General features: G+C 57.9%; 31 protein-coding genes. 17 read left to right on the forward strand and 14 right to left on the reverse strand.

All coding sequences use genetic code 11. The features are described from left to right. Nucleotides 1–34: 34 nt before the first annotated feature. A complete protein-coding gene (locus H7848_RS13785) occupies nucleotides 35–634 on the reverse strand; it encodes an inner membrane-spanning protein YciB (RefSeq protein ID WP_208352532.1) in 600 nt (199 codons plus the stop codon). 98 nt (nucleotides 635–732) lie between these two features. Between H7848_RS13785 and H7848_RS13790 the strand changes: the two genes are divergently transcribed. Both H7848_RS13790 and H7848_RS13795 read left to right on the forward strand, forming a co-directional pair. Further along, nucleotides 733–1,335, forward strand: a complete 603-nt coding sequence (locus H7848_RS13790) for a uracil-DNA glycosylase family protein (protein WP_208352533.1) — start codon at nucleotides 733–735, stop codon at nucleotides 1,333–1,335. Continuing rightward, nucleotides 1,313–2,089: an SseB family protein gene (locus H7848_RS13795; RefSeq protein ID WP_208352534.1), complete on the forward strand. Its 777-nt coding sequence runs from the start codon at nucleotides 1,313–1,315 to the stop codon at nucleotides 2,087–2,089. Before H7848_RS13790 ends, H7848_RS13795 begins: the two co-directional genes overlap by 23 nt. A 366-nt stretch (nucleotides 2,090–2,455) precedes the next feature. Here H7848_RS13795 and H7848_RS13800 read toward each other — a convergent pair whose 3' ends face one another. From H7848_RS13800 to H7848_RS13835, 8 genes are all read right to left on the reverse strand, one after another. Beyond that, nucleotides 2,456–3,382, reverse strand: coding sequence for a 2-hydroxyacid dehydrogenase (locus H7848_RS13800; RefSeq protein WP_208352536.1), 927 nt, complete (start codon nucleotides 3,380–3,382; stop codon nucleotides 2,456–2,458). A 3-nt stretch (nucleotides 3,383–3,385) separates the two neighbouring features. Next, on the reverse strand, nucleotides 3,386–4,531 hold the full coding sequence (gene rodA / locus H7848_RS13805; protein WP_208352538.1) for a rod shape-determining protein RodA: 1,146 nt from the start codon (nucleotides 4,529–4,531) through the stop codon (nucleotides 3,386–3,388). Beyond that, nucleotides 4,528–6,477, reverse strand: a complete 1,950-nt coding sequence (mrdA, locus tag H7848_RS13810; protein WP_208352542.1) for a penicillin-binding protein 2 — start codon at nucleotides 6,475–6,477, stop codon at nucleotides 4,528–4,530. The genes rodA and mrdA overlap by 4 nt, the downstream gene beginning before the upstream one ends. Then, entirely contained in the window at nucleotides 6,474–7,088 is a 615-nt protein-coding gene (locus H7848_RS13815) for a rod shape-determining protein MreD (RefSeq protein ID WP_208352544.1), read from the reverse strand. Before H7848_RS13815 ends, mrdA begins: the two co-directional genes overlap by 4 nt. Further along, on the reverse strand, nucleotides 7,081–7,992 hold the full coding sequence (gene mreC, locus H7848_RS13820; RefSeq protein ID WP_208352546.1) for a rod shape-determining protein MreC: 912 nt from the start codon (nucleotides 7,990–7,992) through the stop codon (nucleotides 7,081–7,083). The genes H7848_RS13815 and mreC overlap by 8 nt, the downstream gene beginning before the upstream one ends. A gap of 71 nt (nucleotides 7,993–8,063) precedes the next feature. Further along, nucleotides 8,064–9,101, reverse strand: coding sequence for a rod shape-determining protein (locus tag H7848_RS13825; protein ID WP_208352548.1), 1,038 nt, complete (start codon nucleotides 9,099–9,101; stop codon nucleotides 8,064–8,066). 125 nt (nucleotides 9,102–9,226) lie between these two features. Further along, nucleotides 9,227–10,210 carry a P1 family peptidase gene (locus tag H7848_RS13830; protein ID WP_208352551.1) on the reverse strand — a complete coding sequence of 328 codons (984 nt, stop codon included), beginning with the start codon at nucleotides 10,208–10,210 and terminating at the stop codon, nucleotides 9,227–9,229. After that, nucleotides 10,207–10,533, reverse strand: coding sequence for a hypothetical protein (locus tag H7848_RS13835; protein WP_208352554.1), 327 nt, complete (start codon nucleotides 10,531–10,533; stop codon nucleotides 10,207–10,209). The genes H7848_RS13830 and H7848_RS13835 overlap by 4 nt, the downstream gene beginning before the upstream one ends. Nucleotides 10,534–10,691: 158 nt before the next feature. Between H7848_RS13835 and H7848_RS13840 the strand changes: the two genes are divergently transcribed. The 13 genes from H7848_RS13840 (at nucleotide 10,692) to H7848_RS13900 (ending at nucleotide 20,393) form a co-directional block, all read left to right on the forward strand. After that, nucleotides 10,692–11,774 carry a coiled-coil domain-containing protein gene (locus H7848_RS13840; RefSeq protein ID WP_208352557.1) on the forward strand — a complete coding sequence of 361 codons (1,083 nt, stop codon included), beginning with the start codon at nucleotides 10,692–10,694 and terminating at the stop codon, nucleotides 11,772–11,774. Between the two features lie 95 nt (nucleotides 11,775–11,869). Then, a complete protein-coding gene (locus H7848_RS13845) occupies nucleotides 11,870–12,208 on the forward strand; it encodes a hypothetical protein (protein ID WP_208352560.1) in 339 nt (112 codons plus the stop codon). Next, on the forward strand, nucleotides 12,201–12,491 hold the full coding sequence (locus tag H7848_RS13850; protein ID WP_208352562.1) for a hypothetical protein: 291 nt from the start codon (nucleotides 12,201–12,203) through the stop codon (nucleotides 12,489–12,491). The genes H7848_RS13845 and H7848_RS13850 overlap by 8 nt, the downstream gene beginning before the upstream one ends. Then, a complete protein-coding gene (locus tag H7848_RS13855; RefSeq protein WP_208352565.1) occupies nucleotides 12,488–12,787 on the forward strand; it encodes a hypothetical protein in 300 nt (99 codons plus the stop codon). The genes H7848_RS13850 and H7848_RS13855 overlap by 4 nt, the downstream gene beginning before the upstream one ends. Next, complete coding sequence (locus H7848_RS13860) at nucleotides 12,780–13,904, forward strand: hypothetical protein (RefSeq protein ID WP_208352567.1); 1,125 nt, start codon at nucleotides 12,780–12,782, stop codon at nucleotides 13,902–13,904. The genes H7848_RS13855 and H7848_RS13860 overlap by 8 nt, the downstream gene beginning before the upstream one ends. Before the next feature lie 174 nt (nucleotides 13,905–14,078). Then, a complete protein-coding gene (locus H7848_RS13865; protein WP_208352570.1) occupies nucleotides 14,079–16,007 on the forward strand; it encodes an AAA family ATPase in 1,929 nt (642 codons plus the stop codon). A 5-nt stretch (nucleotides 16,008–16,012) separates the two neighbouring features. After that, the gene (locus tag H7848_RS13870) at nucleotides 16,013–16,678 is read left to right on the forward strand and encodes a DUF255 domain-containing protein (RefSeq protein ID WP_208352573.1); all 666 of its coding nucleotides are present in this window, start codon (nucleotides 16,013–16,015) and stop codon (nucleotides 16,676–16,678) included. A gap of 72 nt (nucleotides 16,679–16,750) precedes the next feature. After that, nucleotides 16,751–17,143: a hypothetical protein gene (locus H7848_RS13875; RefSeq protein ID WP_208352575.1), complete on the forward strand. Its 393-nt coding sequence runs from the start codon at nucleotides 16,751–16,753 to the stop codon at nucleotides 17,141–17,143. Continuing rightward, nucleotides 17,143–17,442 carry a hypothetical protein gene (locus H7848_RS13880; protein WP_208352577.1) on the forward strand — a complete coding sequence of 100 codons (300 nt, stop codon included), beginning with the start codon at nucleotides 17,143–17,145 and terminating at the stop codon, nucleotides 17,440–17,442. Before H7848_RS13875 ends, H7848_RS13880 begins: the two co-directional genes overlap by 1 nt. Further along, the gene (locus H7848_RS13885) at nucleotides 17,439–18,770 is read left to right on the forward strand and encodes a DUF6638 family protein (RefSeq protein ID WP_208352594.1); all 1,332 of its coding nucleotides are present in this window, start codon (nucleotides 17,439–17,441) and stop codon (nucleotides 18,768–18,770) included. Before H7848_RS13880 ends, H7848_RS13885 begins: the two co-directional genes overlap by 4 nt. Further along, a complete protein-coding gene (locus H7848_RS13890) occupies nucleotides 18,771–19,037 on the forward strand; it encodes a hypothetical protein (RefSeq protein WP_208352607.1) in 267 nt (88 codons plus the stop codon). 9 nt (nucleotides 19,038–19,046) lie between these two features. Continuing rightward, nucleotides 19,047–19,697, forward strand: coding sequence for a DUF1523 family protein (locus H7848_RS13895; RefSeq protein WP_208352610.1), 651 nt, complete (start codon nucleotides 19,047–19,049; stop codon nucleotides 19,695–19,697). Between the two features lie 3 nt (nucleotides 19,698–19,700). Then, nucleotides 19,701–20,393, forward strand: coding sequence for a haloacid dehalogenase type II (locus H7848_RS13900; RefSeq protein WP_208352616.1), 693 nt, complete (start codon nucleotides 19,701–19,703; stop codon nucleotides 20,391–20,393). A gap of 17 nt (nucleotides 20,394–20,410) precedes the next feature. On the opposite strand, the gene H7848_RS13905 is transcribed toward H7848_RS13900, so the two are convergent. From H7848_RS13905 to H7848_RS13920, 4 genes are all read right to left on the reverse strand, one after another. Beyond that, nucleotides 20,411–20,761, reverse strand: a complete 351-nt coding sequence (locus H7848_RS13905; protein ID WP_208352619.1) for a hypothetical protein — start codon at nucleotides 20,759–20,761, stop codon at nucleotides 20,411–20,413. Further along, nucleotides 20,724–21,131 carry a tail assembly protein gene (locus tag H7848_RS13910; RefSeq protein WP_208352620.1) on the reverse strand — a complete coding sequence of 136 codons (408 nt, stop codon included), beginning with the start codon at nucleotides 21,129–21,131 and terminating at the stop codon, nucleotides 20,724–20,726. Before H7848_RS13910 ends, H7848_RS13905 begins: the two co-directional genes overlap by 38 nt. Before the next feature lie 8 nt (nucleotides 21,132–21,139). Then, nucleotides 21,140–21,277: a hypothetical protein gene (locus H7848_RS13915; protein WP_208352621.1), complete on the reverse strand. Its 138-nt coding sequence runs from the start codon at nucleotides 21,275–21,277 to the stop codon at nucleotides 21,140–21,142. A 671-nt stretch (nucleotides 21,278–21,948) separates the two neighbouring features. Further along, nucleotides 21,949–22,524 (reverse strand): TetR/AcrR family transcriptional regulator, encoded by a 576-nt coding sequence (locus H7848_RS13920; RefSeq protein WP_208352622.1) that lies wholly within the window; start codon nucleotides 22,522–22,524, stop codon nucleotides 21,949–21,951. Nucleotides 22,525–22,573: 49 nt separating this feature from the next. On the opposite strand from H7848_RS13920, the gene H7848_RS20265 reads away from it, so the two are divergent. Then, nucleotides 22,574–22,729, forward strand: a complete 156-nt coding sequence (locus H7848_RS20265) for a hypothetical protein (protein ID WP_336512101.1) — start codon at nucleotides 22,574–22,576, stop codon at nucleotides 22,727–22,729. 51 nt (nucleotides 22,730–22,780) lie between these two features. Continuing rightward, nucleotides 22,781–23,167 (forward strand): NAD(P)H-dependent oxidoreductase, encoded by a 387-nt coding sequence (locus H7848_RS13925; protein WP_336512103.1) that lies wholly within the window; start codon nucleotides 22,781–22,783, stop codon nucleotides 23,165–23,167. Between the two features lie 146 nt (nucleotides 23,168–23,313). Here H7848_RS13925 and H7848_RS13930 read toward each other — a convergent pair whose 3' ends face one another. Further along, nucleotides 23,314–23,526 carry an IS3 family transposase gene (locus H7848_RS13930; RefSeq protein WP_208352623.1) on the reverse strand — a complete coding sequence of 71 codons (213 nt, stop codon included), beginning with the start codon at nucleotides 23,524–23,526 and terminating at the stop codon, nucleotides 23,314–23,316. Between the last annotated feature and the right edge of the window lie 418 nt (nucleotides 23,527–23,944).

A 23,944-nucleotide genomic window follows, 5' to 3' on the forward strand; every position in this document is an offset into this window, starting at 1 on the left:
TCGGCGCTGCCCTCAGTCTATGTGGTAAACAATTCTACTTCTGATCATCCATCTCAATATAATCCTGCAGCGCCATGATCTGCCACCACAGGAAGGCCAGCGTCGCCAGCGGAAAGCCAAATGTTTCGATCTTGACCCACAGATCGGTCGACATCGTGCGCCAGATGATCTCATTGGCGACGGCCAGCACCACAAAAGCCAGCGTCAGGCGCTTGGTGAAGATCATCCAGCCTTCGTCCTTCATCGGCAGCGCCTCGGACAGGACAAACTGCAGATAGCTTTTGCCCTGCAGCAGCCCGATGCCCAGAATGCCCGCAAAAACGCCGTAGACCAGCGTGGTCTTCATCTTGAAGAACGCCTCATTGTTGAACCAGGCCGTCAGCCCGCCAAAGAAAATCACCATGATGGCGGTGAAAATCTGCATCCGCGACAGTTTGCCCGTCAGCCACCACAATATCGCCATCGCGGTCAGCAGGATCGGCACAAAGATCAGGGTGGACACGATAAAGCCGGAATATTCGACTGTGCCAAAGGTAAAACTTTGATCGCGCAGGCGCATGTAGATGATGAAAAACAGAATGGGCGGACCCAGTTCCAGAACCATCTTCACGGTCGGGTTGATCTGTTTTTCCATGCCTGCTCCTTTTGACCTGCCGCCTGACCTAGCATAATTTCGGGGCATCGCAATGCCTGGCCGTTGCTATCCCGCGACGCCCTGCCACATATAGGGTGATGGAGCGTTTGATCGAAGACCTAAGGGCCTGCACCCTGTGCAAAGACCGTTTTGCCGAAACCGCCACAGCCCATGGTCCCAATCCCGTTGTATGGTTTCAGCCCCAGGCGCGTATCCTGATTGCCAGTCAGGCGCCGGGAATGCGTGTGCATCAGGCGAATACGCCGTTCTGGGATGCGTCGGGCAAGCGGTTGCGGCAGTGGCTGGGGATGACGGATGCCGAGTTTTACGACCGGACCCGCGTGGCGATCGTGCCGATGGCCTTCTGCTTTCCTGGGTATAACGCGGCCGGGTCCGACCTGCCGCCCCCGGCCATTTGCGCGAAAACCTGGCGGGCGAATATTCTGAAAGGCTTGCGGCAGATCAGGTTGACCGTGCTGATCGGCGGCTACGCGCAGAAGTATCATCTGGATCAGCCCGGGTCTGTGACCGAGACGGTGCAGGGCTGGCGTGAACATGCACCGCGCATCTTTCCCTTGCCTCACCCGTCGTGGCGCAATACGGCGTGGCTGAAGAAAAATCCGTGGTTTGAGGAACAGCTGCTGCGCGTTCTGCAGACCCGTGTGCGTGAGGTTCTGAATGACGAACAAGACGCCGCTTGATGTGGCTTTTGCAGCGATTGAGCACAGCGATGCCGACCGCCTGCGGTTCTACGAACGGCTGGTCGATGCCGAGTTGTTCGTGTTGCTTGAGGCCGAGCCGGTGGGCGATCAGATCAGCCCCAGCCTGTTTGAGGTCGAAGGCACCGGCTTTGTTCTGGCCTTCGATCTGGAAGAACGGCTGGCGGCGTTTGCCGGTCAGACGTCACCTTATGTGGCGCTGTCCGGGCGGGCCTTGGTCGGGATGCTGCAGGGGCAGAGCTTGGGGCTTGGTCTGAACCTGGGGGCGCCCTCGGAATATCTGCTGCCGCCGGATGTGATCGCATGGGTGGTTGCAACACTGGATAACGCGCCCGAAGAGCTGCAGGCGCGGCCGCAGGAGCTGAAGCCGCCTGCCGGCCTGCCCGAGGGGTTGATCACCGGCCTGGACACCAAACTGGCGCTGGCCGCGGGCCGCGCACATTCCGCCTATCTGGTGCAGGTGATCTATGACACCGGCGTGGCCGGACACATGCTGGCCTTTATCGATCCTGCGCCCGACGCCGAACCCGCGCTGGCCCAGGCCGTGGCCGAGGCGCTGACGTTTAGCGGCGTCGAAGCAGGCATGCTGGACGTGGCCTTTTTCGCCGCCAGTGATGGGATGGCGGCACGGCTGGCCAAGGTCGGCCTGCGGTTTGACCTGCCCGATCCTGCGCCCGAAGAGTATAAGCCGAAACCGCCGGGGTCCGATCCGGACAAACCACCGATTTTAAGGTAGTATGGCGGGGGCTCTGCCCCCGCGCCGTTGGCGCTCCCCCGGAGTACTTATGGAACAATAAAGCGGGTATTGTCATTATTGTTCCACAAATACTCAAATCCCACCGTACGCAACTGCAATCCGTTGTTAGCATCTTTGGCCTAAAACCCCATCCCACGACGTCGGACTAAAATGGTTTTCAGACATCGTGTTTCGGACTGACACCCCGCAGCACGGGCCACCTGCAAAATCATGCATGAGATCAAAAGGTGGGGGCGTAGCGACCCCGATCTGGCAAACCAGCCCAAAGCGGGCGGCGCCGCCTTTCTTACTTAGATGATACACATCCCCCCGCCACCGGTTCGGTCGTGGGGCAACGGGCGTGGCCTAATAGGCGCGGTCGCGGTCAACGATGTGCAGCAGGGGCAATCCGGCCTCAGCCCGCCGGATGTTTTCAGCAATCGTCTGTGATGAGGTTTCGGCGCGGGTTTCGGATGCGACGTGGGGCGTGACGGTGACCTTGGGGTGGCTCCAATACGGATGATCGGCAGGCAGGGGTTCGGTGCGAAATACGTCCAATGTTGCATGTTTCAGATGCCCGCTGTCCAGTGCGGCCAGCAGGGCATCGTCATCGATCAGCGCGCCGCGGCCGGGGTTCAGAACGACAGCGCCTTTTGCCAGCAATGCGATCCGGTCCGCGTTCAGGATATCTTCGGTCGCGGGCGTCAACGGCAAAAGCAGCACCAGAATATCCGTGCCGGTCAGCGCCTGATCCAGTTCGTCGCCTGAAAAACAGTGTACGCCTTCGATGGACTTGGCGCTGCGGCTCCAGCCCCTAACATCGAACTTCAACTGCACCAGCATTTTCGCGCAGGCCGCGCCCAGTTCGCCCAGGCCCAGAATGGTCACCCTGCGATCCTTGGCCAGCGGCGGGACCTCTTGCCGCCACACACCATCCTGTCGCCGCAGATTGGTGTCGATCCCGATATGGTGGCGCAGCACATGGGCCGTGACCCATTCGACCATCCCGTCGGTCAGGCCCGTTTCGACCATCCGCGCCAGCGGGATATTCAGCGTTTCATCATGCACGACGTTTTCAACCCCGGCCCACAGGTTCAGCACCGCCTTTGCGCGTGTGAAGGGGGTGAAATCAGTCACACCGGAATTGGGCGCATAGATGATATAATCCACCTGATCGGGCGCATGATCCAGTGACAGGTCAACCGTCAGCCCGGCCTCGGCAAAAGCCTTGCGCAGGGCGTCTTCATAGATTGGCCAGCGCGCCGGGGCGGCGGCGAAAAACACGTTGATCATCGATTATCCCTGACGCGGACGGTGAACATGGGCGCTTTGCACAAGGCCGAAGGCCACCATCAGAACCAGCATCGCCGATCCGCCGTAACTGACCAGCGGCAGGGGCACGCCCACGACCGGCGCCAGACCCATGACCATCGCCATGTTGACGGCGAAGAACAGAAAGAACGTGCCGCCGATGCCAAGGGTCAGCAGCGATGCAAAGCGGTCCTTGTTATTGAACGCCGACACGCAGCAGAAAATCAGGATCAGACTGTACAGCACCAGCAGGGAAAAGGCGCCGACAAAGCCGAATTCCTCGGCCAGGGTGGTGAATATAAAGTCGGTGTGCTTTTCGGGCAGGAAGTTCAGGCGCGATTGGGTGCCTTCCATGAAACCTCGGCCGGAAAACCCACCGGACCCAAGCGCGATTTTCGACTGTGTGATGTGATAGCCAGTGCCAAGCGGATCAGTGCCGGGGTTCAGGAAGGTGTCGATGCGTCGGTATTGATAGTCCTCCAGCAATTGCCAGGCCGTCCCCCGACTGGCAAAGACCGCTGTCACCAGCCCGACGCCGGACGCGAAAATCGCCGCGAAATAGCCCCAGTGCACACCGGCCAGCCAGATCACGATGCCTCCACCCATCAAAAGCAGCAGCGACGTGCCCAGATCGGGTTGCCGCAGCACCAGAAACACCGGCAGAAGGATCAGCAGAACGGGAATCAGGACCGCCAGCGGTGACGACACGCGGTTGACCGGCAGCCAGTCGTAATAGGCCGCCAGCAGCATCACCAGCGTGATTTTCATCAACTCGGACGGTTGCAGGCGCATAAAACCCAGATCGATCCAGCGTTGTGCGCCCATGCCGACATCACCAAAAAACTCAACCATGATCAGCAGCACCAGCGATACCGCATAGGCCAGCCCCGCCATATTGCGCCAGAACCAGATCGGCACCATCGCAACGATGAACATCAGCGCCAGTCCCATGCCAAAGCGCTTCATCTGCGGTTCGACCCAAGGCGACACAGACCCGCCCGCAACCGAATACAACATCAGAAACCCAAAGCTGGCCACCGTGATCAAAAGCAGCACAAGCGGCCAGTTCAGATACAGAACCTTGCGGATGCCCGTGGGGACAGTTTTGACGTTGTACTCAAGATAGCTCATGCGCGGTCGCTTTTGGGGGGGCTTGTATCGAAATCACGCAGGCTCATCCGGCGGTGCATTTCGGTGATGCGATCCCGATCCTTGGTCGGATAAGCCTCGACCGGGGGCAGATCGCCATAAAGCGCGCGCAGGGTCACATCACGCCCGATGGGGGCCGCGGCGCGTGATCCGCCACCGCCGTGTTCGACAACGACTGCGACTGCGATGCGCGGGTTTTCAAAGGGTGCATAATTGACCCACAGCGCATGGTCACGGCGTTCCCAGGGCAGGTCTTCGTTCCGGGTGATGCCCTGACGGCGTTCTTCCAGCGTGATACGGCGCACCTGGCTGGTGCCGGTTTTGCCTGCCATGCGGAATTCGTCGGCCACGATACGCGATCCATAGGCGGTGCCCTTGCGGTCGTTCGAGGTGGCGTACATGGCCCGGCGAATGTACCGCAAACCGCTTGGCGATATGGTCAGATCCGGCTGTTCGTCCAGGGGCGTTTCAACGGTGTTTACAGACTTGATCAGGCGCGGTTCCACCGACCGGCCCGTTGCCAGCCGCGCCGTCATTACCGCCAGTTGCAGGGGCGAGGCCAGCACATAACCCTGCCCGATCGAGGCATTGACCGTATCGCCGATCCGCCAGATTTCGCCCCGCACAGACCGCTTCCACTGCTTGTCGGGGGTCAGACCTTCGGCGACGGCCAGCATGGGGATGTCGTGGCGGGTGCCCAGACCCAGCTTGCGGGCCATTTCAGCGATTTTGTCGATACCGACCCGCTGTGCGATATCATAGAAATAAACATCGCAGCTTTCTTTCAGCGCCTTGTGCAGATCGACATGGCCATGTCCGCCGCCCTTCCAGCAGTGGAACCGCTGACCGCCGGTACCCACGACCATATGTCCGGGACACCAGGCGGTTTCCTCGGGTGTGACCAGACCGGCTTCAATTGCGGCCAGCGCAGTGATCATCTTGAAGGTCGATCCGGGCGGATAGACATCCTGCACGGCTTTGCAGCGGAAGGGCCGGTATTTGTTGTCGCGCAACAGATTGTAATTCTGGCTGGAAATGCCGCGCACGAATTGATTGGGATCAAAAGACGGTGCCGAGCATAGCGCCAGAATATCACCTGTCGCGCAGTCCATCACCACAACGGATGCCGCTTCGCCCTTCAGCCGTTCGGCGACGTAGTTCTGCAGGGACGTGTCCAGCGTCAGTTGCAAATCTTGGCCCGCATCGCCTTCGTTCCGGTCCAGTTCGCGCATGACGCGGCCGACGGCGTTGACCTCGATCCGTTTGGTGCCGGCTGACCCGCGCAGGCGTTCTTCCCACCGGGCCTCAACCCCGGTCTTGCCGATCTGAAACCGCGGAATCTGCAACAACGGGTCGGGGTTTTCCAGCCGTTCCAGATCATAATCGCTGACCGGCCCGACATAACCCACCACATGGGCTGTTTCCTGACCATAGGGATAATGACGCGACAACCCGACCTCGGCCGTGATGCCGGGCAGGACGGGGGCGTTGACCGAAACTTCGGCAATGTCTTCCCAGGTCATCCAGTCCTTGATCGTCACAGGCACAAAGGGGCTGCGGCGCTTTGCATTGGATATCGCCTCGGATATCTCCTGATCGGTCAACGGCACGATCTGCGCCAGCCGGTGCAGCACCGCTTCGACGTCGCCTGCATCTTCGCGCACCAGTGTCACGCGGTAGTTCTGTTCGTTGATTGCCAGGGGCAGACCGTTGCGGTCAAAGATCAGCCCGCGCGATGGCGGGATCAGGCGCATGTTGATGCGGTTTTCTTCGGCCAGCAGGCGGAACTGATCCGATTGCCGGATTTGCAGATCATGCATCCGCCAGCCCAGAACGCCCAGCAATCCGATCTGCGCGCCCCCCAGCAACAGCCCGCGCCGGGTGATTGTCTTTGTGCTCATCGCCATATCCCGCGCTGTCTGTTTCATAGCCGCCCTCTGGCCTCGTCCCCGCCGCCGGGACCAATATGGTAAATGCCAAAGACCGCGCGCGATACAAAAGTAACAAGCGGATAAAGTGCCACTGTTGTCATCGACTGGATAAACAGCAACAGAAAATCGGGACGCACGATCATCGTGATCGAACAGGCAAAGAAATACAAAAGCCCGATCATATAGATCACGGCGGCTACGGTCAGATATTCTGCGATAAAGAATCCGTTGCGCAGCTCAAACGCGCGGGTGCGCAGGAATTCGGTGCCCAGAATGACAATCACCGCATATAGACCCGGCGGGCGTTGCAACAGCAGGTCGGCCAGCAGAAAAATGACGCCCACCAGGATCACCGGCACATAATCCGGGCGGCGCATGATCCACGCACAGGTGATCGCCAGCAAGATATCCGGGGTCAGCCAGGATCGGATTGAGGCGGTCAGTGATGGCAAGGACTGGCCTGACAATGGAAAGCCCAGCCTTAGTTCGCTGAATAGCCTGATTGGCGACAATTGCAGCGGCAAAAGCTGGATCACAACAATACCGCAGGCAATGCAGATATAAAGCAGCCAGTATCCGAGTTTTTGCGAAAGCGGTGTTTCAACCATCTGCCAACTCCTCGGTCAGGGGTTGGGGGCCGGACACCGGCGGCAGCACGGGCAGCAGTAAAGAACCGGGATCCTGGATCGGTTCCCTGGGGCGGCTGCGCAGGATGCGCAGGAATTTCAGGCGTTCGTAGTCCGCTGCCAGCCGGACGCGCATCCGGCCATCGGGGTCAAAGGCCACCTGTCCGACCAGCAGATCGGCGGGAAAGATGCCGCCGTCGCCTGACGACACAACCCGGTCGCCAGCCCGCACCAGATCGGGGCTTTCCAGAAATTCAACCAGTGGTGTGGCGGCGTTATCCCCGGCCAGAATGGCGCGTTGCCCCGACGGTTGGATCGTCACCGGAATGCGGCTGTGGCTGTCGGTCAGCAGGATCACCCGCGACGTGTTGCGCCCTACCCCGGAAATGCGCCCGACCAGTCCGATGCCATCCATCGTGGCCCAGCCATCAATGATCCCGTCGCGCGATCCCACGTTCAGCAGGACCGATTGGCGAAAGGGGGATCCGCTGTCAGCCATCACCACGCCGGTGACATGGGTCAGCTTTGGGTCAAGCCGCAGGTTGTTCAGATCCAGCAGGCGCGCGTTTTCCTGTTCTAACTGCAGCGCCGCTTCGCGCCAGGCTTTCATCTGCTGCAATTCGCGCCGCAGTTCCTGATTTTGTTCATAGATTTTCTGATAGCTTTGAAAGTCGCTGGCAATATTCGCAGCCCCCGTTGCCGGCGCCATCATCCAGTCAAAATTCGGTACGAACCGGTCGGTGATATCGGCCCGCAGCCGTTCCACGCGGGGGCTGTCGATGCGCCACAGAATGAAGATGCCGACCAGCACAGCCAGCGTCAGCCCGACCAGCAAACGCCGGACGGGGCGGAAATAGAGCTCGGATGCGCTTTTCTCAGTTGCCAAATGGGTTTCCCCTAGCGGTGACCCGGATTACCCGCACTTTAGACCGGTCGCGGGATCAAAACCAAAGAAAATCAGCTGTCATAGTCAATGACATGCCGCAGTTTGTGTTCGTATTCCAACGCCTTGCCGGTGCCAAGCGCCACGCAGTTCAAACTTTCGTTGGCAATCGAAATGGCCAGGCCCGTCTGTTCGCGCAGCGCCAGATCCAATTCACCCAGCAGCGCGCCACCCCCGGTCAGCATCACACCGCGGTCCACGATGTCGGCGGCCAGATCGGGGGGGGTGGCCTCTAGCGCGGTCATGACGGCCTCGCAAATCTGCTGGACGGGTTCGGCCAGCGCCTCGGCGACCTGGGCCTGGCTGATCTCAATTTCCTTGGGCACACCGTTCAACAGATCGCGTCCCCGGATCTGCATACTGGCGCCGCGTCCATCGTCGGGCATCCGGGCTGTGCCGATTGAGGTCTTGATGCGTTCCGCTGTCGCCTCGCCGATCAGCAGGTTCTGCTGGCGACGCAGGTAGCTGATGATCGCCTCGTCCATGCGGTCACCACCGACGCGGACGGAGCGGGCATAGACGATGTCGCCTAGTGACAAAACCGCAACTTCGGTGGTGCCGCCACCGATGTCGACGACCATGTTGCCGGTGGGATCCGTGATCGGCATGCCCGCGCCGATGGCCGCTGCGATGGGTTCGGCAATCAGCCCCGCGCGCCGCGCACCGGCCGACAGCACCGACTGGCGGATCGCACGCTTTTCGACCGGAGTGGCCCCATGGGGCACACAGACGATGATCTTGGGCTTGGAAAAGGTCGTGCGTTTGTGCACCTTGCGGATGAAGTGCTTGATCATCTCTTCTGCGACATCAAAGTCGGCAATCACACCGTCGCGCATGGGGCGGATCGCTTCGATACTGCCGGGGGTCCGGCCCAGCATCAGCTTGGCATCTTCGCCCACGGCCAGAACCTTTTTCACCCCGTCTTTCACCTGATAGGCCACCACCGACGGTTCGCTTAGAATTACGCCCTTGCCCTTGACATAGACCAGCGTGTTCGCTGTGCCCAGGTCGATGGCCATGTCCGACGAAAAGACGCCACCCAATCCCAACATTTTTTTACCTACCCCAATTCCGTGCCCGCGGGCGACTCTGCCCCGTTGATCTGATTAGACGTCTTTATACGCAGGCCTGTGCGGCGCGAAAAGGCCCATGACACGTGAAAAATGCGCATTGAGGATTATGTGTCGGGATTTTGCCAACACGGCAACAGATCGCCGGGCGCGGAAGTGGCACTGAAAACGCCGCGTGCGATGGCACGGGCCATGGTTGTTGCGGCCGCATGGCCGATGTCCAGCAGGTCCAGATCACTGGCAGGTTTGGTGCCTGTGGCCGCCGAAAAGACCAGATCACCGTCAAAGGGCGTGTGGGCGGGCACAATCGCACGGGCCAACCCGTCATGGGCTGCGATAGCAATTCGGGTCGCTTGTGCCTGGGTCAGGGCGGCGTCTGTCGCAACGATGCCGATGGTTGTGTTAGCGCGGGGGCTAAGTTTGGTGCGTGGGAATTGCGACGGGTTTTGCGGTGTTGTGGGGCCAAGGGCGCCGAATTCATCGTCGATCTCAAACGGGGCGGCCCAGAAATGTGGCGTGTTGTCCACCGTGACGGACCCCACAGCGTTGACCGCAACCAGGGCGCCGACGGTGAGGCCGCTGTCCAGAACAGCCGAGGCCGACCCAAGCCCGCCCTTCAGATTAGCCGTCGTCGCACCAGTGCCTGCGCCCACCGTGCCAAGGGCGAAATCCGAGGCGGCCGCATCAAGGGCGGCGCGACCTAGCGGCCGATAAGGGTTTTCCACCCAATCCTTCTGCCCGCCGTTCAACAGATCAAACAGGATCGCACCCGGCACGATGGGCACACGCTGACCGGCGACCTCATACCCCCGACCCATCGCCCGCAGCCCATCCGCCACGCCCGAAGCCGCATCCAACCCAAAGGCCGATCCGCCAGACAGGACCAGCGCATCGACTTCCTGCACCAGCCTGTCGGGCGCCAGCAGCTCGGTCTCTCGCGTGCCCGGTGCGCCGCCCATGATGTGCACACCGGCCACGAAGGGACGGCCCGCGGTCAGAACGGTGCAGCCGGTTTTGATGGTGTCATCCTGCGCGTGGCCAACCAGCAACCCCGCGACATCCGTGATCAGATTGCGTGGGCCCGGTTTCATGGCGCGGCCCGATGCCGGTGCCCGATGAAGGTGAAAAGCCGCGTCAGCAGGGGGCTGGTTTTCAGGTGCTCGGCGCTCACCCCCGCCCCGGGCAAGACCAGCACACAGGTATCGTTCAGGCCCATCGCATCTTCGATCCTGTTGGATGCGGGCTGATCAAAGAAATGCAACAGACGCGGAGCGGGATTCGTGCGGCAGATGACCTCGACATGGTCCAGATCGATGATCCCCGGCGCGGTGATATCGGCCAGATGCGCATAGACCAGCGGCTGACTGGCAAACGTGCCGCAATAGACATCAATTTCTACGGGGGTTTTGGTCATCTGTGTGTTGTCCAAATTTGTGATACCGACGTGATATCTTTACGGTATAGTTAGCAACAGAAAAGCCACACTGGCGGTTTTTCGCAGTGAAATGTCATGCGGGCGCGGATAAATGCCACCATATATAGCGCAAGCATTTTGGAGATGAGGATACATAGATGGCAGATTTTGACGCCCAGATTCGCAAGTCGCAACAAGAGGTTGCAGATGCCCAGAATAAAATTGCCGAGCTGACAAGCCGGATTGAGACCGCCCGCGGCAAGATGAAATCGGGTCAGGACATCAATATCGATATCGAAAACGCCTCGTTGGACGACGTGCATCAGCATACCGAATTGATGAATGCCAATATCGCTGAACTGATCATGGGCCTTGATGATGTGACGGCGGGCTTTTCCAAGGATTTCGACGAAATGCGGTCGAAAACCGGGTGGGAAAGCGTTGTCGGCATTTTTTCCAAGGCCAAGGCGGAATCGATGCGTCAGGAACGGATGCGCACCGCCAGCATTGATGACAAGCTGCAGGATCTGATCGGCAAATCCGACGTGATCGTCAGACTGTTGGAGGGTCAGCTGGACACCCTGAACACCCAGAAAGACAAGGTCGAGAAAAACCTGACCGTCACGCTGGAAGAACGCGAAACCGTCGTGGGTGAGCTTGAGTCGGTCAAGACTGAAATCCAGTCGATGGACCCGCAGATTATCGAGCTGGAAAACAAGATATCCGTCGAACAGGACGCCGCCACGCGCACCCAGCTGGAAACCCAACTGGCCGAACTGAACACGCGCTATAACGAACTGGTCCAGCAGGAACAGGTGAAACTGGCCGAATCGCAGACGCTGGAACGCTATATCGAAAAGGGCAAAACCTGGACGGATTCGCTGCAGAACCAGGCAGCGACGCAGATGGTGCTGATCAACAAGCTGCAGACAGATACGAAACAGCGGGTCGTTCTGTATGATGCGCTGACCAAATCGCTGAAAACCGCGCAGCAGCAGGACGTGGCCCACCGCATCAACGAAATCGGCGTGCAGACCGACCAGGAAGCGCAATCCGCGATGGCCGGTATCGGTGCGGCAACGAACGCGCGGATGGCCGAGATGATGGAGGCCCACGAAGACCACATGATCTTCGCCCGCGAGGTGTTGGAGGCCAAAGCCAAAGCCGACGAACGCTTCATGCGACGGTTCGAGAAGATCGTCGAAAAACACGACAAGAACGCTTACGGGGCGCAATCTTGATCTGTTGCGGCCCCGGACGTGATCCGGGGCCTCGGATCTTGCGCCATGGGGTCCCGGATCACGTCCGGGACAGAACGACACTGAATTGAACAAGAATGCGTGAAACTGAAACACCGATAGGCCAAGACGCAGCATCAAATAGTCGCTGGCAGCTACACGTTTTGTCTCTTCTTGGTTTCTTCGTTATCTCGCATCTTTTGGTGGGTGGCGTTGTGATTGATGCGCGCGTTGAAAACGGTCAAGCTGCTTTCGTTTATCGGGATGCTGGGGGTGCCGCCACGCAGACACCATCAGGTCAACTGGTTTGGACTGATGTCAGTTGGTTCGTATATTATCTTGAGAAGGTCACAGGCTATCTGCTCGCGATTATAGTTCTAAGCGGCCTTGTTGCCTTTGTTTTACTTGGTGGTTTCAAAAAGGTTCGGAATGGCTGACCACGATACCTCGTCGCGCCGCTTCAAGATGTTGTTCCGGCTGACATTATTGGGTGGTGCCGTGATGGTATCGCTTGTTTTCAGTTTAGAGGTCGTCAGAATATCGTTTCTGAGTTTTATCTTAATGGTGTCGCTTGCATTGATCATAACTGCGTTTTTTACGATTGCATTTGCACCGACTGTTTTGAGGGGTCTTGGTTATTGGTTTCCTAAAGTCGAATTACTATCCGCGCGGTTTGACCGCTGGCTTCAGGTGGACACAACAGGAAATGGAGCATCGTGAGATATTTCCTGATCTTCGTCGCAATCGTGTTGTCGATTTCAGCTCTGGGCACGCTCTGGGGTGTTTATGTCAATGATATGGAATGGATGCCTGCGGCGGCTGTGGTGGCTTTTGTGGGCAGCATCGCCTTTGCGGGTTTCGGAACCTTGTTTCTGTCGATTTTCCTGAGCGTTTTGCGGATTTTATGGGGGGTTCTGCCGCGGGATATGACGCAGCAATTGGTTGAGGGGATCGACTACTTCATGCCCAGGCGACGTTCGCGCACAGATCAAAAGGCGTTGACTGACAATGACTAAAGACGCCCTGAAACTGGATCACCATCAGCTGGACGACACCCGCGTCGTGCGGCGGTATTTCAGTAAGTTCAATGCGATCACCACCCATCTGACCCGTGTGGCCGCCACGATGGAGGTTGAGGGACGCCTGTCCAAGGCTGATGTTGCGATCCTGGGGCGGTATCTGGCGGGGCTGACCTTTACCTTCCGCGCGCTCAGCAACAAGTATCTGTTTGCGGGCCGGATCGAACGGGCGGGGCAGTTGACCTTTGACCGGCATGAAAGCGGGTTTCCGGTGTTTCAGGAACTGCTGACCATGGCCAGCGATGCCCAGCAGGCCGAACGGCATCTGCGCAATATGCCCGATGCCGACGCGCTGAAAGATGACATGATCCGCCAGATTGTGGGCGATTTGTCGATCCCGGAAAAGCTGCAATATGCGCTGAGCCAGCGTCTTTACTACGAAGAACTTCTGAAGGGCGAGCTGTTCTGGGCCCGCAACGACCCCGAAGCACTGTGGCAGCGTAACCTGCACGACCGACGGCGCGATTTTCTGGTGCATTGGGCGGTCTATGACAGCCAGCAGAACCTGCCTACGATTTACCTGATGGAGGTCGAGGATACCGGCCGCGTGGCCTTGCCCAAGGATCAGCGGCGCTGGCCCGAGGTGCAGTCGCATCTGATGGCCCAGTCCTTTGCTGGGCTGAAGCTGGTCACGATTGCGCAGGGGTTCGATCAGGATTTCAGTGATCTGCACCCCAAACGGCTGCGGCGGTTTCATCTGGGGCCGATGTATTCACACGCCTTCACCCGGCAAACGGGGCCGATCCGCCAGGTGCTGGAACAGGCCCGCGCGCCCGAGGGCCAAGACTGGGCGCTGGTCTGGACGACCGAAGAGCTGCTAAGCAAGGACGTGCGTCAGGAAAAGTCCGGTTTTTTCGGCTCGGTCCAACGCGAGGTCTACGCGCTGGACCCCTTTTCGCCGGATGGATCGGACAGCGGCGCGACAGGCATCGAACGGTCCATCATCCTGCCCCAGCGCCCCTTTCAGGTGTTGGAAGAACAACGCCCGCCGGGCTTTTCCGACGTGCGCAAGTTTGTCGTCAGCCCACAGGGGCGGGTGTTGAGTTATAGGTGAGTGCTCGCGTTGACTGTTTCAGCAATATCCATAGGGCAGTGCCCGACCTCGGGTGGGCGAGAAGCGCCCTCCGTCGTGCTGGAAGCACGCCTTTGGCGTGACGGGGGAGGTCGGGCGCTGCCCGGTGTTTCACACCTGGCGCGTTATTTGAATTAAGAGATTGGAGATAAAACCATGACCCATTCCGCCGATCAGATGGAACTGCGCGAAGACGATATCGTCAAGCACTACACCGCTGCCCTCGGTATGCTGGATGGCTTCGACCACGCCCCCCGCATCGCCAAAGCCAAATCCGCCCCCGCCCCCGAAAAATCATCGGGCATCGGCACGCGGCGCCGGTTTCGCAGCACCACGCCGGGGCTTGTCACCAAACCCACGGCCCGCACCGAGGGCGTGCATCTGATCGACCGCATCGAAAGCGGGGATGACGCGCTGACCTCACCCCTGCAGGCGACGGTTCTGCAGTCCCTGCGCCGGGCGCTGTCAATCGCGTTGGCCGTGGGTGAGGCCTATGCCGACCGCACGGGCCTGGCCGATCTGAAACGCGAGAACCTGCAAGGATCGCTGGCCGCCGGCAAGAAAACCGAATTCAGCGAATTGCTGACGGCCGAGGCGCTGGTGACGCTTTATGTCTTCGGCTCGGCCACGGCCTTCCTTCTGGCCCCGCACGCCAGTGAAGTCACGGTCGAAATCGGCGATATCGAGGAAGTGCTGACCGATAACGCTCAGCTGGCCCTGCACGGCATTCTGTGGGAGTTGGATCAGGACCTGGGCCTGTTCGTCGATGATGACAGCAAACTGGTCGCCTGCGTCCTGGCCTATGCCGAGGCGCTGATGGAAAAGGTGGCCTTGCGTGCCTCAACCGCTGGCCGTCTGGAACCCTTTAACGCGGCCAGTTGGCGGGTCGAGGAAGAGGGCTTTACCGTATCGGGCTTCACCCCCGCCCGCGCCGCCAAGGGTACGACGCTGACGATGACCTTCAAAAAACCGAATGAGGTCGTCGGCAACCATATCGCCAAATATCAGGCGATGAAGCTGTCGAAAATGCTGATGGCCTATGACTTTGACCGCCGCCTGAACCCCTTTGCCGAACTGGGCGGGTTCATCTTTACCTTCATGGGCGACGGCGCGCCGGGCACGGGGAAAACCACGCTGATCCAGATGATGGCGGGGATGATCAATGACTATTGCCAGAATGCGGGCTATGTCTTTCGCTATCAGAACCTGAGCACTGACAACATCGACAGCTATCAGGGCAAATCGGGCCAGAACGCCAAGGCCTTTATCAACAATGTCATCGACCCTGGCGTGATCGGCTTTGGCACCATCGACGACATCGACCAGCTGGCGGGCAAGCGCGGCGACCGGCAATCCAGCGCGGGCCAGCTTGAGATTACGGCCGTGCTGATGGAAAGTTTCGCGGGCGCGAATACTGTTGTGCGCGGGAATTGCACGTTTGGGATGTTCTCGAACTATCCCGAAAATGTCGATGACGCCCTGCGCCAACGGGCGGGCGCTCGGTTTCTGGTCGATGGGCCGCAGACGCGCGAGGATTACATCGACATCCTGCATCTGCTGATGGGCCGCAACCATGATATCCCGCTGGGCGATCATGAGGTTTTCGCCGCGCAAGAGATCAAGAAAGCCGTCGCCGCCAGTTTCGAAAGCCACAACCGCCCGCACGAGGAAGGCCTGATGCGCGTCTACGACCGCGTTGCGGCGGATCTGGGGCAGCTGGATACGATTGCGAAATTGGGCACTTATCTGAAAGGTATCCAAGAGGCCGACGAACGTTTCACCGGCCGCGCCATCAAGAACATCACCGACGCGATCAAGGTCCGCGCGATGGACTTTGAGCTGCCCGATGAATGGATGGAAAACCCCGACCTGTTCCTGCGCAAGGATTACGACACCAAGAAAGCCATGATCGAAGACATGCGCCAGCCGATCACGGTCGAAATGGTCATCCAGGAAATCAACCGCTACGCCGACAGCGAATTCCGCTATGCGGATAAGTCGGATGAGGTCGCGATTGAGACCATGGTCCGAGACTTCGGCCGCCAGGAAGAAGCCAAACGGCGGTATGTGGAGGGGAAGGGGTGAGTATCATGAAGCTGAAAGCGATCACCGGCTTCATATGCCTTACCTTTGTGTTATCATCTGGCACATTTGCTGAAGCAGAAACCCAAGCAGTAGTCGTGCCAGAAACTCCAATTGTTGAGTGTCGTGGCGGCAGATCGAAACTATATGATGAGTGTGGTTCTCAGGTCGCGCTTTTCAAGCGCGCCCAAGATATTGCAAGGCAAGAAAATAAGGTGCTTTTGGTCTCGTACGGTGCCGAGTGGTGTATATGGTGCCACGTTTTTCATGCCCATATTCAGGGCGTGAGTGACGAATTCAACTATACTTATTCTGATCCCGAAGATGCAGAGAAGTATCAAAGCACACTTCGCGAAAGATCATCCGAAGATCAAACTCAGAAGGCTACAGACCTGGCATCCTTTTTTGCCGACAACTTCGTGCTTGTGCATATTGATACCCGGTATGCAGATGATGGTTTTACTGTCTTAGAGTTAAGTGGTGCTGAACATCACTATAATGGTTGGCTGCCGTTTATATTCAGCGTCAAAAGCAATGGCGATATCGCAGCCGTGCTGGATGCGCAGAAAGTGCAAATAAGAGCAGATGAGTTGTTTTACTGGTATAGAGGATATGACCGCGATCTTTTGCAACAAGATTTAGAACGTCTTAGGGTTGAGGCGGTGAGTAATTGATTGCGGCGTATCATATGCTTTCAGAACACCGGGCGGGATGGTGATGGCAGTGCGGTGCTTTGAATGAACCCCATGGGCGTTGACATAAACCCCAATGACGTGGCGCGGGATGAGGCGATTGATTGGGTGCTCAGCGCGGGGGGCGTTGTTGTGCCGTTGATTATCATCTGCGTCCTGGCGGTTTGGGTGCCGCGGCGGATTGGGGCTTTGTTTCCCGAAACGGCGGGCGGGTTGATCCTGAACGGGGTGGTCACAGCGGCCCTGATGCTGACCCTGGCCATGGGGTATTTCTGGGCGGCCTATGCGCTGCAATCGGACGCGATTTTCCAGCTGATCGGGGATGTGCCTCTGCAATCCTTCCTGCATTTTCTGCGCCTTGGCATGCTGTCGGCCTTCCTCTGGGGGCCGCTTGTGGTACTGTCGGCCGCAAACCAGCACCGCCACTGGAAGGAGAATACCTGGTAATGCAATGGCAGCAGCTTGCATATTACGCGCTGATGATCGTTTTGCCGTTTTTTATCGGCAAGGCCGCGGCCCGGCGCGTTTCGCTTGGCTGGCTGCCAGGGTTAGTGATCACGATCGCAGCCTCCACCGCCATCATGTTTGCCCTTTGGATGTTGATGCGTGTCTATATCGGACGGCGCGGCGGAAGCCTGGGGCTGATGCTGAACCTTGAGTTTTCGGCGCCTTATCTGATTATTGCGGCAATCATCGGCGCGCTGACCTTCACCATCGTCAAACTGATGCGGCGGAGGGCGGCATGAGGCACCTGATCGAACGCGGCCTGATGTTTGGCAACCTGATCGAGGTCAGCAGCCCTGTTCTGGTCGAACGCTATAACCGCGCGCTGCGGCATCTGACGGGGCGGGAAACGGGGCTGGAGGATTTTCACATCGATATCTCGGGCTATTCCCCCGAGATCGGGCATGAGCTGGGCGATGATCTGTATTTGAACCACGCGGGTGTGAACCGGCAATTTATCCTGCTGACGACCGAACAGAAAACCGCCCCGCTGCTGGACGCGAAATTTTCGACCTCTCGTGGTATTCTGCGGCAGTTTATCGAACAAAACGAGGCGCAGCTTTTTGCTCTGACTGCGCGCGATGCCGTGGCGGGTGAACTGGTGAATTCGGTCTACGATGCCTCGACCCCCGCCAGCCTGCTGGATATCCGGCGTGTTAAGGTTGAGGCCGACACGACCGAAGGCACCGTCAAACAGGCGGCCAAGCTGGGCCATCTGATCGACCGGTTCAAGCGGGACGAGGACGCCTGGTTCGACGACGTTCTGATCGCAGATATGATCACCATGGCCAAGAAAACCGGCGACGTCACGCGCAACCCGGTCAAGCTGACGGCGGCCAGTTTTCAGCAGAAAAGCTTCTGGACGTCGCATTTCGGGGGGCTTTATGTGTTCCGCGATCTGGACCGCGAAGCGGTGATCACATCGGGCGATGCGGATGATCTGGGTGATATGCCGATTGCGAATGTCTTCAGCCTGTCATCACGCAATCAGATCGCGGCGTTTCTGCAGGCAAACGATCTGGTCGAACCGATTGTCAGCGCCCGCGGCATCGACGCCACCGCGATCCTGCGTCAGAAGATGGATTTCATCCTGGTCCATGTCGCGGCCACGATGGATGAACCCATCGGCCAGATGAACCGCACCGCACTGCGCCAGTTTGCGCGCCGATACCTGAAGCTGCTGCCCGAAGAATTCAACGGCCTGGCGGCCTTGCTGCGCTGGGCCGAAGATAACGGACCCTGGCCGCGCATCACCTCGGATCATCCGGCGTATTTTTACACTCTGCGCTCGAAACCACATGATCACCACGATCTGGTCAACATGCTGCTGTCTGAACTGGCCCCGCTGGACGTGCGGCAGCTGTTTATCTGCCATAAGGAATTGTTTTATAAGCGCTATGCAGGCTGGACCGACGAAAAGCAGAAGTTCGTGGCCGAGTTTCTGGAACGCGAATATCTGGTCGACAAGGTCGCCGCCCGACAGGCGCTGTTCGGGCACGAAGCCCCGATGGAGGAGATGCCAAGCATGATCGACATGATGAGCCCCTGGCGCGCGGTAAGGGGGCGATAAATGGCGCTTCTGCGGGTTATCTTTATCGGATTTATCTTTCTGACGATCGTCTATGTCGTTCTGTCGCTTTATTCCCGCAGCGTGCGCCGGTCGAAACTGGCGCGCGAATGGGATCAGGAGGTGCGCATCGGCGACCGCGATGCCTTTATCCGCGAAGGGATGGAGGATTACGATAATTCGTTTCGCAAGAAACTTCTTTGGGGCGTTTATATTGTGCCCGTCGTATTAATGATTACGATTATATACATCACGAATTTTGTGAACTAGGGGGACGGGATGCGGTATATCAAATGGGGTTTCAGGATCGTTTTTTGGACGTTCGTCCTGGCCTTTCTGCATTATACGCTGCCTCAGAAAGACGTCGTGCGGATTGTGAATACGTACGAAGAACGCATTGATCTGGCTGACTGGACACGCATTTTCTGGTCTATTCCTGACGATCAGTCAGAGACATTGGTCAATCGCGATGTTCAGTTCATTCAAGCAATCAGGCCGAACGAAGGGCGAGTTGTTTACCGAAATGAAGACACTGGCTGGAACTGGCCGCCCTATTTCAAGTTTGACACCGCCGATCTTTATACCGATGCGAATGACTATATCTCGACAAGTGCCGATCCCGTCTGGGTCGTGATCACGCACTACGGTTGGCGTAACAGGTTCCTGTCGATCTTTCCCAATGCCATCAGCATTCGCCCGGTCGAGGGGCCGGATGTTTACCCCATCCCGTGGGTCAGCATCATTATTCTGATTGTGCTGTTTGCGGTCTATTGGGCAATCCGGGTGCGATGGATCCGGTTCCGCAAGGCGCGGATTGATCCTCTGGTCGAAGGGGCGGGGGATACGTTTCATGCGGTCGATCAGCGCTATGATGAAACCCGCGGGCGGTTTCGGCGGTGGCTGGACAGCTGGAAAAGCAAACCCCGCTGATCTTTGGACAGGGCCTTTATCTTTGATGTCTTTGGCACCCTGGTCGATTGGCGGACGGGGGTGGCGGATGTCGCGGCGGGAATGTTTGCGGATCGTGGTCTGACCACTGACCCTTACGATTTCGCGATGTACTGGCGGTCACGCTATCAGCCCGCGATGGAACGTGTCCGATCCGGTGGGCGCGGCTATGTACCGCTGGATCAGCTGCATCTGGAAAATCTGAACGAAACGCTGGATCATTTCGGTATAGAAGGCGCCTTTGACCCGGCCGCGCGCGGCCAGCTGAACCGCGCCTGGGAACAGCTGCCGCCCTGGCCTGATGCGGTGCCCGGTCTGACTGCGTTGCGGCAGAGGGCGTTTATTGCGCCCTGTTCGAACGGCTCAATCGCGCTGATGGCTCGGTTAGCCCGGTTCGCGGGGTTTCCGTGGGACGCCATTCTGGGGGCTGAGGTTGCGCAGGACTATAAGCCCAAATCGCAGGTCTATCTGGCCTCATGCGCCGCACTGGGCCTGGCGCCGGAGCGGGTTGTGATGGTGGCTGCCCATAACGACGATCTAACGGTGGCGCGGGCTGCGGGGCTGAAAACGGCCTTTATCCCGCGGGTGTCCGAATATGGGCTGGATGTTGAAGCTGAAAGCGCCCCGACACAAGACTGGGATATGGTGGTTGAGCGGATCGGTGATCTGGCGGTTTGAAGAGCCGCGCCCGTATTTCAGCTGATATGATGCAAATGGACTTTCGCCTGGCCGCATTGCTTCGGATGATCGCGCGGGAACTGCAAATCACACCAATGACGGTGGTCGAGTTGCCTGACACCAACCAAATCCAATACCAAACCACCGAACCGCAACAAGCGCTTCTGCGATCCATCGCCTTCGAATATGAGATGTTTGAACCGGGCCCCGACGTAGACCATGGCGAGAACGTATTGTTGGCTCAGCCGGGCGGACAGGCGCGAAGTATAGACCTCGGTCAGATCGACCGTCTCGGCGAAGGTGTAGCTGCCTTCGGTCACCTCTACCCCATCATGGCGCAGGATCTGCGAGGTGCCGCCCAGGACCATCGCCGCGCCCATTTGTGTCAAGGCTGTGGCAAAGGCCGGACCAACGCCCGGAATAAACGAGGCAGCGATCAGAACCGCGCCAGTGATAACCTTGCCCAACCCGCCGTCTTTCGCGCCTTGCGCGCGGCACGATATGCAGCTCGGTCTCCTCCGCGGCAAAAGCGATGTGCAACTCCTGCGGTGACTGATCGCGGCCATTCACCTCGGCCCCGCGAAAGACCTGATAGAGCCGATCCCGCACATGAGCCTCAAACCCCTCAACCAGAGTGCAGAGCGCGCGCACCGCCTCGGCCGGGGTGTCGATGGCAAAACGGAACTCGCGGCCGAAGGCTTTGCCCAGGGCACCGTGTAGGTAAATGGTGCGGATCATCTCAGCCCTTAAACCGCAGCCAATGGGTGATGTGTTTTAGCTTGCAGGCAATCACCGGTCATCCAATCGGGCGGCTGCGGCACTTCGGGCGTCTCATCGCCCTTCATCGGCACCACAACGGAAAGTTTCAGCTTTTGGCCTTTCATCGGATCTTTCAGTTTCCGCTGTCAGGATGGGCTTTTTTCTCAATTCGACCTGACCATACAGAACACTCCCACGTGCGGTCCCCGCCACGCGGCCAGAATTCCAGACCCACCCCCGGTCCCTCATTTTGATGAAACACCTCGCGTGCCATCTTGCGCGAATTTCGTGCATGCTCGAATTCACAGATCGCGGGACTTTGCGGCCCTTGGATTCTGCTCCATCAATGTCTGGTTTCCTTTTGTGGCGGTGTCCTCGAAGCTGTTTCCAGCTCGACACTCAAACTTGCGGCCAAGCCGAAAAACCGTCTTCGCACGGTCTCTGAGTAGGGATTGTCCTTCTTAATCACTTCGAATACCTGCTGTGCACAATGCTGAGCCATGGAAACGCTTTAGTCAACACGTCAAAGCGATAGATCAGCATCCGGGCACACCTTGCAGATCTCGTAAGCCTTACTTTTGATGAGGAACGCTGGAAACAGCGGCCCTCATCCGGATTAGGTTGGCGATCACGCCATCACTATCAATTATGGCAAACATCTGAAAAACAGACCTTCGCCTCACCGCAAGAAATTTTGCAGAATGGGCGCGAAACGGACGACCTTCGCTGTCAATTGCACGAAGGTCGGCTTTGCCTTACCAAGTTGGCGGAACAGAAGTGCAACATAGATGGTAGCCTAGCTGGGACACATCCAAGCATTTAGCTGTATGGTAAGTCTGTTTTTGACGTTCTGGTCACTTTGTAGCGCACAAAGGCTGAGTGCGATCGAACTGACCGGGAAAGCCTGAATTCCTTCAGACAAAAGCTCCGCCGATATGTCCTGGCGGAAGGGGCCACTTTTCAGTTTTTCAATCAGGATACGGTCATATCGATATATGGATTCGGCGATCTTTCCGACCTCCTCGACAGCAAGTGCACCTGACAGGCGTAGAAAGAGGTCAAAAATGTATCGCTCACCGGAGATAAAACTGAGGAACGGCATGATACTGGCAACCACGTGTTCGACAGAGTCGAAGTTTTGGACGATCTCTAAATCATCGAGTAGGGCTTCCAATCGTTCCGCGACCAGAATGTCCATAAGCGCGTCTTTGTCTTTAAAGTGAGCAAAGAATGTACCCTTCGCAACTTCTGCACGTGACACAACCTCCTCTACGCGAAGCTTTTCATAACCGGAACACGAGACAATCTCCCTTGCAGAGCTCAGGAGGCGTTTCCGTGTCTTCAAGCTTCTGAGTTGTTTCGCGCGAGCCATGAATTTTTCTAAGCCACATATTGACCGCGGTCACCTTTATGGAGCTAACATGTTTGGAAAACGTATTTACGTCCTTAACGGACACCCTGGCGAGGTTTCATTGTCAAAGCAGTTCTCAGAAGATTACGCGCAGGCTGCGGCGAAGGCGGGGCACGACGTTCGGATCACCCATCTGAGTGATTTAGATTTTGATCTCGACTTTTGAGGCGGTGGATACAAGGACCTGAAGCCTCTTGAAACGGGCCTCAAGGGTGTGGTGGACAATCTGCAATGGAGCGAACATATCTTACTTTTGACGCCCATGTGGTGGAGCGGGCTACCTGCGAAGTTGAAAGGCCTGTTTAACAGAATTCTTCTTCCTGGTACTGCGTTCGACACGCGCGAAAAGACGCTTCTTGGGATGCCAAAGCCACTTCTGCGTGGGCGAACCGCACGGCTGATCATGACTTCGGACACGCCGAACTGGTTTTTCCGGCTCGTTTACAAGACTGCAATGGTACGCCAGCTTCGCTCACAAGTTTTTGGGTTCATTGGCATCACGCCCTTGCACGTCACCCACTTTTCGGAAGCCAGCGAGGCAAAGCCAGAAATCATCGAGGCGTGGTCTAACAAAGTTGCCAGCCTTGGGGCGAGTGCTGGTTAACCGGACGAGGGATTTCTTATGCTCAAAACGATAACAGGCATCACGTTCTATACGGGTATGGCGTAGGCGGTGCTGATCGCCGTCTACTCTCTCCGGTATCTTTTGAATGGCGCTGATTCAGTTGACACTGAGGTACCCCTATTTTCCTAGACACCCGCCTTGTCCAGTTTCTGCTGTCTGGTCTCGAAGTCAACGGGCGACAGCATGCCGTTGTTCGTGTGCTTGCGCTTTGGGTTGTAGAATAGCTCGATGTATTCGAACACGTCTCGCCGCGCGTCGTCGCGGGTCGGGTAACCCCGCACCGTAATCTGATGCACTACGTCGCGCTTGAACTCGTCGCTGTAATTGCTTGTCCCCATGTCGGCTTCCTCGCCTCAAAATTAGGGGGCAAAGCGTCTACAAACCTAGGGGCAGCTCACACATTGTCCCAAACCGATGCGTTGCTGGAATATTTGTCAGGGCAGAAACTCGTAGAACAAAGCCGCCTGCGCCTCTTGCCTTGGTCCCATCATCGCCAATCCTCCCGCTCGATAAGAGAATTGAATCAGCCGTTAGGTCATCAATCAAGCAGGAGTTTTTCAACAAAATCTCCGCAAACTATGAGTTCGCCGCTCAACTCACTTTGCGGTTGCGGCGAATGTCCGGAACCCGCCGATTCTGTGGAAAAACAACGTGTTGCTGATGCAGAAAGTGTGGTTCTGAACAGAGCGCGAGCGCCTTTTCTATCAGGCTTCGCACGTTTGCTGCGGTGCGGGAAGGATCTTGGCTAATTTACGG

Source organism: Pseudaestuariivita rosea, assembly GCF_017592335.1.
Classification (GTDB): domain Bacteria; phylum Pseudomonadota; class Alphaproteobacteria; order Rhodobacterales; family Rhodobacteraceae; genus Parasulfitobacter; species Parasulfitobacter rosea.

Coding starts and splice junctions, on each gene's coding strand:
- H7848_RS13860 (WP_208352567.1), top strand. CDS start 12,780: ATGACTAAAGACGCCCTGAAACTGGATCACCATCAGCTGGACGACACC.
- H7848_RS13835 (WP_208352554.1), bottom strand. CDS start 10,533: ATGACCAAAACCCCCGTAGAAATTGATGTCTATTGCGGCACGTTTGCC.
- mrdA (WP_208352542.1), bottom strand. CDS start 6,477: ATGAAACAGACAGCGCGGGATATGGCGATGAGCACAAAGACAATCACC.
- rodA (WP_208352538.1), bottom strand. CDS start 4,531: ATGAGCTATCTTGAGTACAACGTCAAAACTGTCCCCACGGGCATCCGC.
- H7848_RS13915 (WP_208352621.1), bottom strand. CDS start 21,277: ATGAAAGGCCAAAAGCTGAAACTTTCCGTTGTGGTGCCGATGAAGGGC.
- H7848_RS13870 (WP_208352573.1), top strand. CDS start 16,013: ATGAAGCTGAAAGCGATCACCGGCTTCATATGCCTTACCTTTGTGTTA.
- H7848_RS13890 (WP_208352607.1), top strand. CDS start 18,771: ATGGCGCTTCTGCGGGTTATCTTTATCGGATTTATCTTTCTGACGATC.
- H7848_RS13840 (WP_208352557.1), top strand. CDS start 10,692: ATGGCAGATTTTGACGCCCAGATTCGCAAGTCGCAACAAGAGGTTGCA.
- H7848_RS13880 (WP_208352577.1), top strand. CDS start 17,143: ATGCAATGGCAGCAGCTTGCATATTACGCGCTGATGATCGTTTTGCCG.
- H7848_RS13930 (WP_208352623.1), bottom strand. CDS start 23,526: ATGGGGACAAGCAATTACAGCGACGAGTTCAAGCGCGACGTAGTGCAT.
- H7848_RS13815 (WP_208352544.1), bottom strand. CDS start 7,088: ATGGTTGAAACACCGCTTTCGCAAAAACTCGGATACTGGCTGCTTTAT.
- H7848_RS13845 (WP_208352560.1), top strand. CDS start 11,870: ATGCGTGAAACTGAAACACCGATAGGCCAAGACGCAGCATCAAATAGT.
- H7848_RS13905 (WP_208352619.1), bottom strand. CDS start 20,761: ATGGTCCTGGGCGGCACCTCGCAGATCCTGCGCCATGATGGGGTAGAG.
- H7848_RS13795 (WP_208352534.1), top strand. CDS start 1,313: ATGACGAACAAGACGCCGCTTGATGTGGCTTTTGCAGCGATTGAGCAC.
- H7848_RS13865 (WP_208352570.1), top strand. CDS start 14,079: ATGACCCATTCCGCCGATCAGATGGAACTGCGCGAAGACGATATCGTC.
- H7848_RS20265 (WP_336512101.1), top strand. CDS start 22,574: ATGTTTGGAAAACGTATTTACGTCCTTAACGGACACCCTGGCGAGGTT.
- H7848_RS13790 (WP_208352533.1), top strand. CDS start 733: ATGGAGCGTTTGATCGAAGACCTAAGGGCCTGCACCCTGTGCAAAGAC.
- H7848_RS13875 (WP_208352575.1), top strand. CDS start 16,751: ATGGGCGTTGACATAAACCCCAATGACGTGGCGCGGGATGAGGCGATT.
- H7848_RS13895 (WP_208352610.1), top strand. CDS start 19,047: ATGCGGTATATCAAATGGGGTTTCAGGATCGTTTTTTGGACGTTCGTC.
- H7848_RS13850 (WP_208352562.1), top strand. CDS start 12,201: ATGGCTGACCACGATACCTCGTCGCGCCGCTTCAAGATGTTGTTCCGG.
- H7848_RS13830 (WP_208352551.1), bottom strand. CDS start 10,210: ATGAAACCGGGCCCACGCAATCTGATCACGGATGTCGCGGGGTTGCTG.
- H7848_RS13910 (WP_208352620.1), bottom strand. CDS start 21,131: ATGATCCGCACCATTTACCTACACGGTGCCCTGGGCAAAGCCTTCGGC.
- H7848_RS13885 (WP_208352594.1), top strand. CDS start 17,439: ATGAGGCACCTGATCGAACGCGGCCTGATGTTTGGCAACCTGATCGAG.
- H7848_RS13825 (WP_208352548.1), bottom strand. CDS start 9,101: ATGTTGGGATTGGGTGGCGTCTTTTCGTCGGACATGGCCATCGACCTG.
- H7848_RS13920 (WP_208352622.1), bottom strand. CDS start 22,524: ATGGCTCGCGCGAAACAACTCAGAAGCTTGAAGACACGGAAACGCCTC.
- H7848_RS13800 (WP_208352536.1), bottom strand. CDS start 3,382: ATGATCAACGTGTTTTTCGCCGCCGCCCCGGCGCGCTGGCCAATCTAT.
- H7848_RS13785 (WP_208352532.1), bottom strand. CDS start 634: ATGGAAAAACAGATCAACCCGACCGTGAAGATGGTTCTGGAACTGGGT.